Source organism: Microbacterium sp. No. 7, assembly GCF_001314225.1.
GTDB lineage: Bacteria > Actinomycetota > Actinomycetes > Actinomycetales > Microbacteriaceae > Microbacterium.
Genome location: NZ_CP012697.1, coordinates 1,607,202 through 1,623,036, shown reverse-complemented (window position 1 = coordinate 1,623,036; position 15,835 = coordinate 1,607,202). Strand labels below are relative to the sequence as shown.

Here is a 15,835-nt window from a genome sequence, read left to right as displayed (position 1 = left end):
CGTCGCATGACCGAGGAGAGCCAGACCGCACGATCGAAGAAGGTCGTGAAGGCCTCGACCGCCGCACCGGCGAAGGCGCCGGAATCGGAGGGGCCGGCGTGGACGCCGACGCCCGAGGCGAAGAAGAAGGCCGTCACCTTCCGGTGGATCGCGGCGGGCCTGTGGGCGGTCGCGATCGCCGCCGAGCTGTTCGCCCTGTTCTGGCTGCTGCGGCAGGTGCCGTTCACGACCGCGCACACGATCTGGCTGATCGTCGCGTTCGTCGTGATCGGCGCGCTCGCGCTGGGCGGCTCGTGGCTGTGGAAGAAGGCGAACCGCCTCGACCCGGCATCCGAGAAGGACAGGTTCCGCTTCTTCGTGCAGAACCAGCTGGGCGCGATCATCACCGTCATCGCGTTCCTGCCGCTCATCATCGTCGTGCTGCTGAGCAAGAACCTCAACGGCACGCAGAAGGCCGTCGCGGGCGTCATCGGCGTGGTCGTCGCGGGTCTCGTGTTCTGGCAGAGCGCCGACTGGGCGCCGGTGTCGCAGGAGCAGTACGCGAGCGAGACGCAGCAGATCATCGCCATCACGGGACAGGACCAGGTGTACTGGACCCCGGCCGGCAAGGTGTTCCACCTGTGCGAGGAGGCCCGCTACGTGAACCTGGAGTCGGAGGCCAACGAGATCCGCACCGGCACGGTCGCCCAGGCCTACGCGGAGGGCAAGCGGATGCCGGCCCAGCAGACCATCAAGCAGGAGTCCAACGAGTGCGGCTTCACGTTCGTCGAGCCGTCCGACGCCCCGGCCGACGACACTCCGGCCGACGACACCGAGCCGGCCGGCGACGAGCCCGACCCCGCCGAGACCCCCTGAGGCCCTGGCCCCCTGGCTTCCTGACCCGCAGGCCTCCTGACCCCGCGGTGTCCGCGGGGTCAGTGCCCATGCGCATCACGGGTACAGGAGAAATCACCGGGGCAGGACGATCCGTGGCACATCGTCCTGTCCCGGTGATTTCTCCTGCGCTGGTGATCTGTCCCGCGCCGGTGATTGCACCTGTCCCGGTGATTTCTCCTGTGCCGGGTGCGGCCGGTTATCCGGCGGCGGCGCGGGCGGCGGCGGGGAGCGCGTCGATCACGCGCGCGAGCGCCTCGTTGTCGTGCGCGGCGGTGACGAACCACGCCTCGAACGCCGACGGCGGCAGCGACACGCCCGCGTCGAGCATCGCGTGGAAGAACCGGACGTATGCCGCGGTGTCCTGCCGCGTCGCCGCGGCGTAGTCGGCCACGCCGTGCGCGACGCGCTCGCCCCAGAACACGCTGAACAGCGTGCCGGCGCGCTGCACGACGTGCGGCATCCCGGCCGCGTTGAGCGCGGCGTGCACGGCGTCCGCCAGCACGCGCGACGCCTCGCGCAGCCTCTCGTACACGGCCGTGTCGGCCAGGCGCAGCGTCGCCAGGCCCGCCGCGACCGCCACGGGATTGCCCGACAGGGTGCCCGCCTGGTACACGGGACCGGCCGGAGCCAGCAGGCCCATGACGTCGGCGCGCCCGCCCACCGCGGCCACCGGCATCCCGCCGCCCACGACCTTGCCGAACGTCACGAGGTCGGGCAGCGTGCGCTCGCCGGCATCGCGCAGCACGCCCCAGTATCCGCTGGGCCCCGCCCGGAAGCCGGTGAGCACCTCGTCGCTGATGAGCAGCGCGCCGTCGCGACGGCACATCGCCGCGAGCGACGCCGTGAAGCCCGCGACGGGCGGCACGACGCCCATGTTCGCGGCGGCCGCCTCGGTGATGACGGCCGCGATGCGCCCGGGGTGCGACGCGAAGGCCTCCTCGAGCGCGGACAGGTCGTTGTAGGGCAGCACCAGCGTCTGCGCGGCGATCGCCGCGGGCACCCCCGCCGAGCCCGGCAGCGCGAGCGTGGCGACGCCCGAGCCGGCCTCGGCCAGCAGGCCGTCGGAGTGGCCGTGGTAGTGACCGGCGAACTTCACCACGAGGTCGCGGCCCGTCGCGCCGCGCGCGAGGCGGATCGCGGTCATCGTCGCCTCCGTGCCCGTCGAGACGAGCCGCACGCGCTCGGCGAACGGGGCGCGCTCGCGGATGAGCTCCGCCAGCTCCGTCTCGCTCGGGTTGGGGGCGCCGAACGACAGGCCCCGCCGCGCCGCCGTGACCACGGCGTCGATCACCTCGGGATGCGCGTGGCCGAGCAGCGCCGGTCCCCATCCGGCGACGAGGTCGACGTAGCGGCGCCCGCCGGCATCCGTCACGTAGGCGCCCGACGCCTCGACGAAGAACCGCGGCGTGCCGCCGACCGAGCCGTAGGCGCGCACGGGCGAGTCGACGCCGCCCGGGATCACGCCCTGCGCGCGGGCGAACAGCTCCTCGTTCATGCCAGGTCCCTTCCGTCGCGCAGCCAGCCGGCGGCCTCGATCGCCCAGTACGTCAGGATCGTCTCGGCGCCCGCCCGGCGGATGCCGACGAGCGTCTCGCCGATGGCGCGCTCGCGGTCGACCAGCCCGGCGGCCGCGGCGTTCTCGATGAGCGCGTACTCCCCCGACACCTGGTAGGCCCACACTGGCACCGACGACACGTCGGCGACCCGCGCCAGCACGTCGAGGTAGGGTCCGGCCGGCTTGACCATCACGACGTCGGCGCCCTCGTCGATGTCGGCGAGCGCCTCCTCGACGCCCTCGCGCGCGTTGGCGGGGTCGAGCTGGTACGTGCGCCGATCGCCCGTGAGCGTCGACTCGACGGCGTCGCGGAACGGCCCGTAGTACGCCGACGCGTACTTCGCCGCGTAGGCGAGGATCACGACGCCGGTGTGCCCCGCGGCATCCAGCGCCTGCCGCACCGCGGCGACCTGGCCGTCCATCATGCCGGACAGCCCCAGCACGTCGGCGCCCGCCTCGGCCTGCGCGACCGCCATGCGTGCGTAGATCTCCAGCGTGGCGTCGTTGTCCACGCCGCCGCGTTCGTCGAGCACGCCGCAGTGCCCGTGGTCGGTGAACTCGTCGAGGCACAGGTCGGCCTGCACCGTGAGGCGTCCCGCGGCCGCCTCCGCGGCCACGCGGATCGCACGGTTCAGGATGCCGCCCGGGTCGACCGCGCCCGTGCCGGTCGCGTCGCGCCCGGCGGGCACGCCGAACAGCATGACGCCGCCGATGCCGGCACGTGCCGCCTCGTCGACGACGGCCGCCAGCCCGTCGAGCGGATGCTGGGACACGCCCGGCATGCTCGCGATCGGCTGCGGCGCGTCGATGCCCTCCTTGACGAACACCGGCAGCACGAGCTGCGCCGGATGCAGTCGCGTCTGCGCGACGAGGCGCCGCAGTGCGGGCGTCGCGCGCGTGCGGCGCAGCCGCCGGTCGGGGAAGACGGTCACGGGTTCTCCTCTGCGGTGACGTCGGGCATGAGCGCATCGAGCTCGGCGACGAGCGCATCGATCGACTGCGCATGCGCGGTATGACTCACGGTATAGCCGATCGCCTCCGCGTCGCGCGTCGTGCCCGGGCCGATCGACGCGACGAACGTGCCCGCGGGCAGCGGTCCGACCTGTCGTCGCAGCTCGCGGCCGACGCTCAGCGAGGTCAGGAGCACGACGTCGATCCGCCCCGAGCGCACGTCCTCGAGCACGTCGGGCTCGAGGTCGACGCCCACCGTGCGGTAGCCGATGCACACGTCGACGTCGAAGCCGCGCAGCTCCAGCTCGTCGCTCACGTAGGCGGTCGCCAGGTCGGAGCGCACGATCAGGCAGCGCCCCGCCTCGCCGGGCGTGTGCGCGGCGCACCACTGCGTCACGAGGGTCGCCGCCGAGGCCTGGCCGTCGGGGACGAACGCGACCTCGAAGCCGGCGTCCGCCACGGCGCGGGCCGTCGCGCGGCCGACGGCGGCGATGCTCGTCGTGGCGGGCACGCGGACGCCGTGCCGCACCAGCTGCTCGACGGCGGCCGCGCTCGTCACGAACAGCCATTCGTACTCGCCCGCCGCGAGGGCCGCGAACGCCCGATCGCGCGCCTCCTCGTCGCGGGGCGGAGCCGAGGCGATGAGCGGGGCGATGACGCCGATGCCGCCGCGCCCGTCGACGTCGGCGCGCACCCGCTCGCCCCACGCGCCCCGCCTCGGAATCAGCACGCGCCGGCCGCGCAGGCTCACCGGGCGCTCCCGCCGAGGTCGGCGAGCGCCGCCGCCCCGCCGGCGAGCAGCTCGGCGACGACAAGCTCCGCGACCGCCGGGGCGTCCTCGACGGCGTCCGCGCGCGAGACCGCGCGCTCGGCGCGCACCGACCGCGTGCCGTCGAGCGCGTACACCTCGGCGACGAGCCGCACCGCGTCGGCGTCGGTCTGCGCGGCGATGCCGACGGGCGCCGCGCACCCGGCCTCGAGCCGGTGCAGCACGGCGCGCTCGAGCAGCGCGGTCGTGCGCGCATCGGCGTCGTCGACGGCCGCGACCGCGGCGGCCATGCCGGCGTCGTCGTCACGGATCTCGACGGCGAGCGCCCCCTGGCCGGCCGAGGCCGGCCAGGGGAAGCGGTCGGTGATCACGCCCGCGCGCTCGATGCGGTTGAGGCCCGCCTCGGCGAGCACGATCGCGTCGAACTCGCCGTCGGTCACCTTGCGCAGCCGCGTGTCGACGTTGCCGCGGATGCCGTCGACGCGCAGGTCGGGACGGCGGGCACGCAGCTGCGCGACACGGCGCGGCGAGCCGGTGCCGACGCGGGCGCCCCGGGGCAGGTCGTCGAACGAGAGCCCGTCGCGGGCGCACAGCACGTCGCGGGCGCTCTGCCGCGCGGGCACGGCGCCGATGCGCAGGCCGGGCACGGGCGCGGTGGGCAGGTCCTTCATGGAGTGCACGACCAGGTCGCACTCGCCGCGCAGCAGGGCGTCGCGCAGCGCGGCGACGAACACGCCGGTGCCGCCGAGCTGGGCGAGCGGACCGGTGAGCACGTCGCCGTCGGTCGTGATCGGCACGAGCTCGACGTCCTGGCCGGTCGCCGCCCGCAGCGCGTCGGCGACGTGGCCCGACTGGGTCGTGGCGAGCAGGCTCGCCCGGGTTCCGAGGCGCAACGTCACGGAATGACCCCCGCGAGGGCCGGGCGGAACCCGCGGTGGGTGTTCTCGCAGCATCCGGGACGGCACACGTCGTAGGCGGGGCCGAGGGCCGTGAGGTGTGGGCGCCGCTCGGGTGGCGTGCCCTGCAGCCGCTCCTCGACGAGGTCGGCGAGGCCCGCGACGAAGGCGGGGTGCAGCCCGGGCGTCGCGGTGCGCACGGCGGCGAGGCCGAGGTCGGCGGCGGTCTGCAGCGCCTCGGTGTCGAGGTCCCACATCACCTCCATGTGGTCGCTCACGAAGCCGAGCGGCACGATGAGCACGGCCTTCCGCCCGCGCGCCGGAAGGTCCTGCATCGCGTCGTTGATGTCGGGCTCCAGCCACGGCACGTGCGCGGGGCCCGAGCGGCTCTGGAACACCAGCTGCCACGGGCACCGGTCGCCCAGCTGCGCCATGATCTGCTCGGCCACGGCCAGGTGCTGCGCCAGGTAGGCGCCGCCGGGCCCGAAGCCGTCCTCCGGAGCGCCCGACCGGTCGGCATCCACGTTCGGGATCGAGTGCGTCGAGAACAGGATCTCGGCGTCGGCGACGTCGATCCCGCGCTCGGCGAGCTGCGCGATGCCCGCGCGCAGGCCGTCGACGAACGGCGTGACGAAGCCGGGGTGGTCGAAGAACTCGCGCACCTTGTCGATCTCCAGCGGCAGGCCCGTCGCCTCCAGCGCGTCGGCGAGGTCCTCGCGGTACTGGCGGCACGACGAGTAGGAGCTGTAGGCGCTCGTGGCGATCGCGAGGATGCTGCGGTGTCCGTCGTCGAACGCCCGCTGCAGCGCCTCGTCGACGTACGGGGCCCAGTTGCGGTTGCCCCAGTACACGGGCAGGCGGTGGCCGCGGCCGTCGAGCTCGGCCTGCAGGGCGGCGCGCAGCGCGCGGTTGTGGTCGTTGATGGGCGACACCCCGCCGAAGTGGCGGTAGTGGTGCGCGACCTCCTCGAGGCGCTCGTCGGGGATGCCGCGGCCGGCCGTCACGTTGCGCAGGAACGGGATGACGTCGTCCTGGCCCTCGGGTCCGCCGAAGCCGAGCAGCAGCACGGCGTCGTAGTCGACGGGCTGCGTCGCGAAGGGCGCTCCCCCGCGCGTCGCAGCGGTGCCGGCGGGCACGAGCGCGCCCTCGGCGAGCGGCGCGGGCCGGGTGGCGGCCGGGACTTTGGCGCGCGCCGCGCCGGTCGCGGCGACGCCGGTGTCGTGCAGGGCGGTCATCAGCTCAGCACCTCGGCGAGCTCGGTGGGCTCGACGCGACGGCCCGTGTAGAACGGGACCTCCTCGCGCACGTGGCGGCGGGCGTCGGTCGCGCGCAGGTCGCGCATCATGTCGACGAGGCTCGTGAGGTTGTCGCTCTCCAGCGGCAGCAGCCACTCGTAGTCGCTCAGGCCGAACGTCGAGATCGTGTTGGCGACGACGTCGGTGAAGGCGGCGCCCTTGCGGCCGTGCTGGGCGAGCATGGCGGAGCGCTCCTCGTCGGGCAGCAGGTACCACTCGTAGCTGCGCACGAACGGGTAGACGCACAGCCAGCCCCGCGCGTGCTCGCCGCGCAGGTAGCCGGGCACGTGCCGCTTGTTGAACTCCGCCTCGCGGTGCACGCCCATGGCGCTCCAGACGCACGAGAAGCCGGCGAGCGCCGGGGTGCGGCGCAGCTCGCGCAGCGCCTTCTGCAGCGCGGCGGGGTCTTCGCCGTGCAGCCAGATCATGAGGTCGGCGTCGGCGCGCATGCCCGTGACGTCGTAGAAGCCGCGCAGCGTGACGCCCGCGGCGGGCAGCGCCTCGACCGCGGCGGCGAGCGCGGGAAGCCCCTCCGGGGCCCCGGCGCGGGGGCGGGGGCCGCCGAGAACGGCGAACAGGGCGTAGCCGAGCTGGTCTGTCATGCGATGCTCCTTGCGAGGGTGAGGTGTCGGGCCAGGTCGCGGGCGTGCGGGACGACCGAGGCCAGGCCCGTGCCGGCGACCACGGCGCCGGCGAGGTGGATGCCGCCCTGGGCGGCGGTGAGGACGGTGGCGGCGGGCAGCGCGTCGGTGACGACGGCGTCGGACCACGTGACGGTGCGCATCGCCGCGATGTCGGCGGGCGCGACCGGGACGCCCGTGAGCAGCGTGAGCTCGCGCGCGACCGCGGCGGGCGTGTCGAGGCCGGCCGCGGCGGCGTCGCGCGCGGAGAGGCGCACGAGATGGCGTCCGGGGCCGAGGTCGGCCCAGGGCCACTTCGCGGTGGTGTGCGTGAGGGCCTTCGCGGCCGACGCGACCCCGTCGGCGACGATCGCGCCCGAGCCGACGGGGTAGCCGTCGAGCGCCGACGACGTCACGAGGGCCGAGACGAGCCGCACGGCATGCCCGGGCGCGTCGGCGCCCGGCGGGTCGGGGACGGCGCCGCCGAGCAGGCGGCGGGCGGCGGCGGGGCCCGTCGCGATCACGACGCGTTCCGCGCGCACCGTCTCGTCCCCGTCCGCGCCGGCGGCGCGCACCTCGACGCCGCCCGGACCCGGCTCCACGGCGTGCACGCGCACGCCCGTGCGGATGTCGGCGCCGTCCTGCACGGCGCGCTCCCGCAGCGCCGCGGGCAGGCGCCACATCCCGCCGACGACGCCGGCGACGGCGGCGCCCGCGGGCGCCGCGCTCGCGACGCGCGCCGCGGCGGCGCGCAGCGACCCGGTCTCGACGAACGCCGCCCACAGCGCGGGGTTGATCCGGGAGAGCCGCACCCGGTCGGCGGGGCGCGAGTAGACGCTCTGGCACAGCGGGTCGACGAGGCGCTCGACGAGTCCCCGTCCGCAGCGCTCGGCGACGAGCGCGGCGAGCGACGGCTCGACCGCCGGCACGGGCGCGGAGATCTCGTCGGCGGCGCGGCGGGCGGCCTGCGCGCCGATGATGCGCACGACGTCGTCGGCGAGCGGATCGGCCGGGATGCCGACGACCGTGCGGCGCGGCAGCGGCGCACGGCGCACGGCGGGAACGCCGGCATCCCCAGGATCCGCCGCGTCTGCGGCATGCCCCGCATCGCCGGCATCGCCTGGCACGATCAGGCGGGCGCTCCCCGCGCGCGGCGGCATCACCGGGAGCCCCAGCTCGGCGGCGAGCGCGGCGACGCCGCTCGTGCGCGTCGCGAACGACTCGGCGCCCAGGTCGACGGCGATCCCGTCGAGGTCGCCGCGGCGCAGCAGGCCCCCGGTGTCGTCGTCGGCCTCGTACAGGCGCACGCGCAGTCCGGCGCGCGCCGCGTCGTACGCGACGACCAGGCCGGCGACGCCGCCGCCGACGATCACGAGATCGTGCGTCACGGTCGCGCCCGTTCCGGCGCACGCCACGCGTGCACCGCGCGGACGACGTCGCCGATGGCGTCGGGGTCGGCGTCCATCGGCACGCCGTGGCCGAGGTTGAACACGTGAGCGCGCGCGGCGAGGCCCTCCGTCAGCACGCGCTCGACCGCGGCGGTGCGCACGGGCTCGGGGGCGAACAGCAGCGCGGGGTCGAGGTTGCCCTGCACGGTGAGGTCGCGGCCGACGCGGGCACGGGCGACGTCGAGGGGCACCCGGTAGTCGACGCCGATCGCGTCGATGTCGAGGGATGCCATGTCGGCGAGCAGCTCGCCCGTGCCGACGCCGAAGTGGATGAGCGGCACGTCGTGCGCACGGACGGGCTCGAGCGCCGCGGCCGACGCCGGCAGCACGTGCGCGCGGTAGTCGGCGGGCGAGAGCGCCCCGGCCCACGAGTCGAAGAGCTGGCCGGCGCTCGCGCCCGCGCGCACCTGCAGCGCGAGGAAGCGGCCGGTGACCTCCGCGAGCCACGCCACGAGGTCGTGCCACGCCGCGGAGTCGGCGTGCATGAGGCGGCGGGCGGCGAGGTGGTCCTTCGACGGCCCGCCCTCGACGAGATAGGCGGCCAGGGTGAACGGCGCGCCGGCGAAGCCGATGAGCGGCAGGGCCTCGCCGCGACGGTCGCCCTCGTCGGCGAGCATGGCCACCGTGCGCCGCACCGCCTCGACGATCGCGTCGCCGCGTTCGTCGACGAGCGCGGGGTCGATCGCGGTGACGCGCGCGATGTCGGCGGCCGTGCGCGCGGGCTCGGTGAAGACGGGCCCCCGTCCCGCCGCGATCTCCACGTCGAGCCCCAGCAGCTTCAGCGGCACGACGATGTCGCTGAAGAACACCGCGGCGTCGACGCCGTGGCGGCGCACGGGCTGCAGCGTGACCTCGCTCGCGATCGCCGGGTCGAGGCAGGCCTCGAGCATCGTGCCGCGCCGCCGGAGCGCGCGGTACTCGGGGAGCGAGCGGCCGGCCTGCCGCATGAACCAGACCGGGGTGACCTCGGGCCGATCGCCGCGCAGTGCCCGGACCAGTCGCGACGAGCCGGTGCCGTGCGCGTGAAAGGGGTGTGTGGAGGCGGGGATGATGCACTCTCCTCGGGGAAGTTAATCGTTATACTAGCCGGGAACCGAGGAGGTCACGTGCTCGTCTGCCTGAGTGCTCATCAGCGTGCGACGTCGTTCGACTCGCTGGAACGGCTCAGCGTCGTCGGCGATGACGCGGCCGCGTCGCTGCGCACCGCGCACGAGGCCGTGCAGGGCACCGTCGTGCTCTCGACGTGCAACCGCTTCGAGGCCTACTTCGACCTGGCCGACGACATCGCCTCGCCGATCCCCGCGATGGATGCCGCGATGGAGCGCATCGCCGACCTGTCGGGCCTGCCGTTCCGCACGGTGCGCGAGAGCGTCGACTTCGCGCAGGGCAATCGCGTCGCACGGCACCTGTTCGCGGTGTCCGCGGGCCTCGACTCCGTGGCCGTCGGCGAGGACGAGATCGCCGGCCAGGTGCGGCGGGCGCTCGACAACGCCCGCAGCGAGGGACTGACCAGCCCCTCGCTCGAGCGCCTGTTCCAGCGCGCGACCGAGACGTCGCGCGTCGTGAAGAACGCGACGCGGCTCGGCGAGTCGGGCCGTTCGCTCGTGCGTCTCGCCGTCGAGCTCGCGTCGTCGCGGGTGGACGACTGGTCGACCGCCCGCGTGCTGCTCGTCGGCACGGGCCGCTACGCCGCGGCATCCCTCGCGGCCCTGCGCGCCGTGGGCGCCGCCGACGTGCGCGTGCACTCGCGCTCGGGCCGTCGCAGCTTCGCGCAGCGCGAGCAGCTCGTCGAGGTGCCCGAGGACGCGTACGCCGCCGAGGCCGCCCGCGCGCACGTGATCGTGACGTGCACGACGGACGTCGTGCTGGCGGCCCCGGTGCACGCCGCGGCCCGCGGCGGCGACGCGACGCCGCAGATCGTCATCGACCTCGGCATGCCCCGCAACGTCGACCCCGGCGTGGGCGCCCTGCCCGGCGTCGAGCTGCTCGATCTCGACACGATCCGCGTGCACGCCCCGATGGACGAGTTCGCGCTCATCGACGAGGCGCGCGAGATCGTGGCGTCCGCCGCGCACCGCCACGCCGTCGCGCGGCGCGTGCACGAGGTCGCCCCGCAGGTCGTCGCCGTGCGCTCGTTCGTCGACGAGGCGCTCGAGGCCGAGATCGCCCGCGTGCGCGGCAAGGAGGGCGCCGAGGCGATCGAGGCGGCGCTGCGGCACTTCTCCGGCGTGCTGACGCACCGCCTCATCGCACAGGGGCATCGCCTCGCGTCGACGGGCGCGGGCACGCAGTGGGCCGACGCCGTGCGCACCGTGATCCCGGGGGCGCCATGACCGCGGGAGCAGAGGAGCGGCCGTGAGCGTCACGCTGCGGGATGTCGCCGAGCGCGCCGGGGTCTCGACCGCGGCGACGAGCCAGGCGCTCAACGACCGCGGCAGCCTGCGCCCCGAGACGCGCGCCCGCATCAAGGCGATCGCCGCCGAGCTGGGCTACACCCCCAACCGCAACGCCGCCGCGCTGCGCCGCGGCCGCACGCTGTCGATCGGCTTCGTCATGGCCGAGGATGCCGCCGTGAGCCGTCGGCGCGCCGTGCAGCGCGCGCGGCAGCTGAACGCGCTCGTCTCGGCCTCGGCCGCGAACGGCTTCACCGTGACGGTGCTGCCCGACTCGCGCCCCGACCTGCTCGCCGGCGCGCACATCGACGTGCTGTACTTCTCCGACCCCGCCGACCGGCGCGAGATCCTGCACGAGGCGGCGTCCCGCGGCATCCCCGTCGTCGCCTCCGACCTGTACGTCGCCTCGACGAGCGGCCTGAGCATCCGCACGGGCTACGGCGACGCCGTGCGCGCCGCGCTCGAGCTGCTCGCGCAGACCGGCGCCGAGCGCATCGGCTTCATCGTCGACGACGGCGAGATCCCGCGCGACCAGATCGGCGAGAGCGCCTATCTCGCCTGGACGACGGTGCGCTCGCGCCCCCCGCTCGTCGCGCGCGTCGACGCCGACCGGCACCGGCTCGCGCGGTGCGTGCGCGAGCTGCTCGAGTCGGGCGCCGACGCGATCGTGGCGTTCTGCGAGGAGGGCCCCGAGATCTACCTGCAGCTCGAGGCGACCGGGCTGGTGATCCCCCGCGACCTGCAGCTGATCGCGCTGTGCACGACCGACTGCGCGCTCAACACGCGCCTCGGCATCAGTCACGTGTGCGTGCACCCCGACGCCGCCCCCGCGCTCATGTTCGCCGCCCTCGACGAGGCGGGCGCGGGCGACGGCCCCGTCGTCAAAGACCTCCCCTGGGAGATCGTGCGCGGCTCCACGACGCGCTGACCCCCGCACACACTCCACCGCGCGAATCACCGCCCCGGCGCCGGAGACCCGCACGGACGCCGAGGAAGCTCGTATACCCGGGCGTCGCAGCACCGTGCGCGCGACCCCGTGGGCCGAGCAGGCCGTGATGTCAGTCAGCCGGAAGCTCGCCGGAGAGGATCAGGGTGCCGGACGAGACGCCGAGCTTCTCGGCGCATTCCTGGCCGTTCGTGAAGGCGCGGATGGAGGACGGGCTCTCGAGAGGGGCCGCATCGCCGACACGGTGTTCACCCAGCGGAATGGTCTCGTAGGGGCCGAGGCGGACGCCCGTCGCCGCGCCATGCTCGTCCTCGACGAGGGTGGCGTCGTCGAGGAAGGCCGCGAGCACGATCTCGCCGTTGCCCAGGTCAATGCCCAGGCACCCCGCCTCCTCGACAAGAGCACCGCCCCACAGCACCTCGAGGCTGTCGAGAGACTGCCGGTCCTGTTCGTAGGTGCGGTCTTCCCGTACCGTGAGGACGACTCGCGGTCCCTGCTCGATGTCGCCGGTCCCAGCGCACGAGGACAGGAGAGCCGCCCCGATCACGAGAGGCGTCGCGCTTCTGAACGCTCGGGATGCCGAGTGCGTCATTCGGCGAGGCCGACGAGGTTCACGGTGACGATCGCTTTACGAGAGTTGGTGAACCAGTTCCGCAACACTCCATCACGGTAGTTGCTGCCCGAATGGATGCCATAGCCGCTGTTCCCGTAACACTGTGGAGGGGCTCGTTCGCGGTGGGTCAGGCGTCGAACGAGCCGTAGGCGGTCAGGGTGTTGGCGGCGACCTGCGCGCACAGCTCGTCGAGCCCGATGCCGAGCTCCGCGGCCATGAACCGCAGGGTCACGGGCACGAGGTACGGCGCGTTGGGACGGCCGCGATGCGGGGTGGGGGTGAGGAACGGCGCGTCGGTCTCGACGAGGATGCGCTCGCGCGGCGTGACGGCGAGGGCGTCGCGCAGGTTCTGCGCGTTCTTGAACGTGACGTTGCCTGCGAAGGAGAGGTAGTAGCCGGCGTCCGCGCAGGTGCGCGCCATCGCCTCGTCGCCCGAGAAGCAGTGGAACACCGTGCGGTCGGGGGCGCCGACGCGCGCAAGGGTCTCCAGCACCGCGTCGTGCGCGTCACGGTCGTGGATCTGCATCGCGATGCCGTGCTTCTTGGCGAGGGCGATGTGCGCCTCGAAGCTCTCGTGCTGCGCCGCGAGGCCCTCCTCGCCCGTGCGGAAGAAGTCGAGTCCCGTCTCGCCGATCGCCCGCACCCGCGGCTGGGCGGCGAGCTCGTCGATGACGCCGAGCGCCTCGTCGAGCCGGCCCTCCGCCGCGTAGGCGGGCGCCTCGTTCGGGTGGATCGCCACGGCCGCGAGCACGCGCGGGTCGGATGCCGCGGCCTCGGCCGACCACACGCTCGACTCGACGTCGCCGCCCGCCTGCACGACCCCGATCACGCCGACGGACGCCGCGAGGTCGAGCTGCTCGCCGAGCGTGCGCGGCTCGTCGCCGTCGCTGATCTCCAGATGGCAGTGGTTGTCGTACACCGCCACGGGCAGCGGCTCGGGGAGCGCCGGCCAGCGCACGTCGCGCGAGCCGTCGTTGTGACGCTCCCGGATGTAGCCGCTCATGCGCGCGACCGGCTCACTGCTCGATGCGCGGGAAGAGCGGCGCGAGGCCGTTCACGGTCGTGCCGGGGGCGAGCTGCCCCCACCGGCCCGCATCGCGCAACGGCTGGTCGACGAGGCGCTCCGACTGCCCGAGCGCCTCCCACAGCTTCTGCGTCGAGGCGGGCATGACGGGCGAGAGCAGCACGGCGAGCGCGCGCAGGCCCTCGGCGCAGGTGGAGAGCACGGTGCCGAGCCGCTCGCGCTGCGCGTCGTCCTTCGCGAGCGCCCACGGCTCGTTGTCGGTGATGTAGCCGTTGAGGGCGTCGACGATCGTCCAGATCGCCGAGATCGCCTCGTCGGGACGGAAGCGCTCCATCGCGGCGTCGGCGGCGGCCGCGGCATCCGCCACGGTCCGCTGCACGGCGAGGTCGCCGTCGGCGTAGGCACCGGCGGCGGGAACGACGCCCGCGAAGTAGCGCTCGATCATCGCGATCGTGCGCGAGGCGAGGTTCCCGAACCCGTTGGCGAGCTCGGCCTGATAGCGCGCCGACAGGTCCTCCCACGAGAACGAGCCGTCGTGGCCGAACGGGATCGCCGAGAGGAAGTAGAAGCGGTAGGCGTCGGAGCCGAACACGTCGGTGATCTCGGTGGGCGCGATGCCCGTCAGCTTCGACTTCGACATCTTCTCGCCGCCGACGAGCAGCCAGCCGTGCGCGAACACGCCCCGCGGCACGTCGAGGCCCGCCGCCATGAGCATGGCGGGCCAGATCACCGCGTGGAAGCGCAGGATGTCCTTGCCGACGACGTGGTAGGCGGGCCAGCGGCGGTCGAACTGCGCGGGGTCGGTGCCGTAGCCGATCGCGGTCGCGTAGTTGAGCAGCGCGTCGACCCACACGTAGATGACGTGCGTCTCGTCCCAGGGCACGCGGATGCCCCAGTCGAACGCCGAGCGCGAGATCGAGAGGTCCTTCAGGCCGCTCTTGACGAACGACACGACCTCGTTGCGCGCCGAGTCGGGCCGCACGAAGTCGGGCTCGTCCCGGTAGAGCTCGAGCAGGCGGTCCTCGAACTCGCTGAGCCTGAAGAAGTAGTTCTTCTCCTGCAGCAGCTCGAGCGGCTTGGAGTGGATCGCGCAGACCTTGAGGCCCTCGAACGCGCCCGTGCCGTCCTGGATCTCGGACTCGGGCTTGAACTCCTCGCATCCCACGCAGTACAGCGCCTCGTACTCGCCCGCGTAGATGTAGCCGCGGTCGTAGAGCGCCTGCACGAACTGCTGCACGCGCTCCTCGTGGCGCGGCTGGGTCGTGCGGATGAAGTCGTCGTTGGCGACGTCGAGCGTGCGCAGCAGCGGGAACCACGACTCCTCGACGAGCTTGTCCACCCACTCCTGCGGCGTCACGCCGTTGGCGGCGGCGGCGCGCAGCATCTTCTGGCCGTGCTCGTCGGTGCCCGTGAGCATCCAGGTGTCGTCGCCCGCCTGGCGGTGCCAGCGGGCGAGGGTGTCGACGGCCACGGTCGTGTACCCGTGGCCGATGTGCGGCAGGTCGCTCGGGTAGTAGATCGGGGTCGTGATGTAGAAGGAACGGCCGTTGCTCACCCGAGAAGTCTAGTTCGAGCCGCGCACGCCCTCTGATCGTGTGTCACGCGCCGTCAGTGCCGCCTGGTACAGCTCCCGGGACGAGTGGCCCGTCGCCGCCGCGACCTCCGCGGCGGCCTCCTTGAGGCGGATGCCGTCGGCCACGAGCCGCAGCACGTGCGCGACGGCCTCGTCGGCGCCGACCTCGCGGGGCGCGGCGCCGCCGACCACGACGACGATCTCGCCGCGCACGCCGCCCTCGGCCCATGCCGCGAGCTCGGCGAGCGTGCCGCGGCGCACCTCCTCGTGCAGCTTCGTCAGCTCGCGGCACACGGCGGCGGGCCGGTCGGCGCCGAACGCCGCGGCCATCGCCCCGAGCGTGTCGGCGAGGCGCGACGGCGCCTCGAAGAACACCATCGTGCGCGGCTCGTTCGCGAGCGCGCCGAACGCCGTGCGCCGCTCCCCCGGCTTGCGCGGCGGGAAGCCCTCGAACGTGAACCTGTCGGTCGGCAGCCCCGACACCGCGAGCGCCGTGACCACGGCCGACGGGCCGGGGATGGCGGTCACCGTCACGCCCTGCGCGACGGCCTCGGCGACGAGCCGGTAGCCGGGGTCGCTCACCGTCGGCATCCCCGCGTCGCTCAGCACGAGCAGATCGGTCTCGGCCGCGCTCGCGGCCAGCTCGGCGGCGCGCTCGCGCTCGTTGTGGTCGTGCAGGGCGACGAGCCGGGGCCGGTTCCCGACCCCGAGCGCCTGCAGCAGCCGCTGCGCCGTGCGGGTGTCCTCCGCCGCGATCACCGTCGCCGCCTCGAGCGCGGCGACGAGCCGCGCCGACGCGTCGCCGAGATTGCCGATCGGGGTCGCCGCGAGGATGATCACGCGCCCAGGCTACCCGGGCCGCGGGCGCACTCCACC

The 15,835-nt window shown here is 74.3% G+C and carries 15 protein-coding genes; 3 read left to right on the top strand and 12 right to left on the bottom strand.

Features of this window, described 5'->3' with window-relative positions; all coding sequences use genetic code 11:
• The first annotated feature begins 6 nt into the window (after positions 1-6).
• The gene (locus tag AOA12_RS07390) at positions 7-855 is read left to right on the top strand and encodes a hypothetical protein (protein WP_054681587.1); all 849 of its coding nucleotides are present in this window, start codon (positions 7-9) and stop codon (positions 853-855) included.
• Positions 856-1,072: 217 nt separating this feature from the next.
• Here the strand turns inward: AOA12_RS07390 and hemL are convergent, their stop codons facing one another.
• From hemL to hemE, 8 genes are read right to left on the bottom strand one after another with little or no spacing between them, the layout of a single operon-like run.
• Complete coding sequence (hemL, locus tag AOA12_RS07385) at positions 1,073-2,371, bottom strand: glutamate-1-semialdehyde 2,1-aminomutase (protein WP_054681584.1); 1,299 nt, start codon at positions 2,369-2,371, stop codon at positions 1,073-1,075.
• Positions 2,368-3,363, bottom strand: a complete 996-nt coding sequence (hemB, locus tag AOA12_RS07380) for a porphobilinogen synthase (protein WP_054681582.1) — start codon at positions 3,361-3,363, stop codon at positions 2,368-2,370. Before hemB ends, hemL begins: the two co-directional genes overlap by 4 nt.
• Positions 3,360-4,133 (bottom strand): uroporphyrinogen-III synthase, encoded by a 774-nt coding sequence (locus AOA12_RS07375; protein WP_054681580.1) that lies wholly within the window; start codon positions 4,131-4,133, stop codon positions 3,360-3,362. The genes hemB and AOA12_RS07375 overlap by 4 nt, the downstream gene beginning before the upstream one ends.
• Positions 4,130-5,104 carry a hydroxymethylbilane synthase gene (hemC, locus tag AOA12_RS07370; protein WP_054681578.1) on the bottom strand — a complete coding sequence of 325 codons (975 nt, stop codon included), beginning with the start codon at positions 5,102-5,104 and terminating at the stop codon, positions 4,130-4,132. Before hemC ends, AOA12_RS07375 begins: the two co-directional genes overlap by 4 nt.
• Entirely contained in the window at positions 5,047-6,282 is a 1,236-nt protein-coding gene (locus AOA12_RS07365) for a ferrochelatase (RefSeq protein ID WP_054681577.1), read from the bottom strand. The genes hemC and AOA12_RS07365 overlap by 58 nt, the downstream gene beginning before the upstream one ends.
• Positions 6,282-6,944, bottom strand: coding sequence for a hydrogen peroxide-dependent heme synthase (gene hemQ, locus AOA12_RS07360; protein WP_054681575.1), 663 nt, complete (start codon positions 6,942-6,944; stop codon positions 6,282-6,284). Before hemQ ends, AOA12_RS07365 begins: the two co-directional genes overlap by 1 nt.
• Entirely contained in the window at positions 6,941-8,350 is a 1,410-nt protein-coding gene (locus tag AOA12_RS07355; RefSeq protein ID WP_156366440.1) for a protoporphyrinogen/coproporphyrinogen oxidase, read from the bottom strand. Before AOA12_RS07355 ends, hemQ begins: the two co-directional genes overlap by 4 nt.
• Positions 8,347-9,408, bottom strand: a complete 1,062-nt coding sequence (gene hemE, locus AOA12_RS07350; protein ID WP_082406057.1) for a uroporphyrinogen decarboxylase — start codon at positions 9,406-9,408, stop codon at positions 8,347-8,349. The genes AOA12_RS07355 and hemE overlap by 4 nt, the downstream gene beginning before the upstream one ends.
• A gap of 108 nt (positions 9,409-9,516) precedes the next feature.
• On the opposite strand from hemE, the gene AOA12_RS07345 reads away from it, so the two are divergent.
• Both AOA12_RS07345 and AOA12_RS07340 read left to right on the top strand, forming a co-directional pair.
• Complete coding sequence (locus tag AOA12_RS07345) at positions 9,517-10,743, top strand: glutamyl-tRNA reductase (protein ID WP_054681568.1); 1,227 nt, start codon at positions 9,517-9,519, stop codon at positions 10,741-10,743.
• Between the two features lie 22 nt (positions 10,744-10,765).
• Positions 10,766-11,731, top strand: a complete 966-nt coding sequence (locus tag AOA12_RS07340; protein ID WP_054681566.1) for a LacI family DNA-binding transcriptional regulator — start codon at positions 10,766-10,768, stop codon at positions 11,729-11,731.
• Positions 11,732-11,861: 130 nt separating this feature from the next.
• Here the strand turns inward: AOA12_RS07340 and AOA12_RS07335 are convergent, their stop codons facing one another.
• The 4 genes from AOA12_RS07335 to rsmI all read right to left on the bottom strand — a co-directional run bounded on the left by AOA12_RS07335 (position 11,862) and on the right by rsmI (position 15,799).
• A complete protein-coding gene (locus AOA12_RS07335) occupies positions 11,862-12,296 on the bottom strand; it encodes a hypothetical protein (protein ID WP_156366439.1) in 435 nt (144 codons plus the stop codon).
• A 193-nt stretch (positions 12,297-12,489) separates the two neighbouring features.
• Positions 12,490-13,365: a TatD family hydrolase gene (locus tag AOA12_RS07330; RefSeq protein ID WP_054681561.1), complete on the bottom strand. Its 876-nt coding sequence runs from the start codon at positions 13,363-13,365 to the stop codon at positions 12,490-12,492.
• A 13-nt stretch (positions 13,366-13,378) separates the two neighbouring features.
• Positions 13,379-14,941: a methionine--tRNA ligase gene (gene metG, locus AOA12_RS07325; RefSeq protein WP_054681560.1), complete on the bottom strand. Its 1,563-nt coding sequence runs from the start codon at positions 14,939-14,941 to the stop codon at positions 13,379-13,381.
• A 9-nt stretch (positions 14,942-14,950) separates the two neighbouring features.
• Positions 14,951-15,799, bottom strand: coding sequence for a 16S rRNA (cytidine(1402)-2'-O)-methyltransferase (gene rsmI / locus AOA12_RS07320; RefSeq protein ID WP_054681558.1), 849 nt, complete (start codon positions 15,797-15,799; stop codon positions 14,951-14,953).
• Between the last annotated feature and the right edge of the window lie 36 nt (positions 15,800-15,835).

What these genes read in the sequence shown, in the direction of transcription:
- AOA12_RS07330 (WP_054681561.1), bottom strand. Translation starts at nt 13,365, where the DNA reads ATGAGCGGCTACATCCGGGAGCGTCACAACGACGGCTCGCGCGACGTG.
- hemQ (WP_054681575.1), bottom strand. Translation starts at nt 6,944, where the DNA reads ATGACAGACCAGCTCGGCTACGCCCTGTTCGCCGTTCTCGGCGGCCCC.
- hemC (WP_054681578.1), bottom strand. Translation starts at nt 5,104, where the DNA reads ATGCTGCGAGAACACCCACCGCGGGTTCCGCCCGGCCCTCGCGGGGGT.
- AOA12_RS07365 (WP_054681577.1), bottom strand. Translation starts at nt 6,282, where the DNA reads ATGACCGCCCTGCACGACACCGGCGTCGCCGCGACCGGCGCGGCGCGC.
- hemL (WP_054681584.1), bottom strand. Translation starts at nt 2,371, where the DNA reads ATGAACGAGGAGCTGTTCGCCCGCGCGCAGGGCGTGATCCCGGGCGGC.
- AOA12_RS07390 (WP_054681587.1), top strand. Translation starts at nt 7, where the DNA reads ATGACCGAGGAGAGCCAGACCGCACGATCGAAGAAGGTCGTGAAGGCC.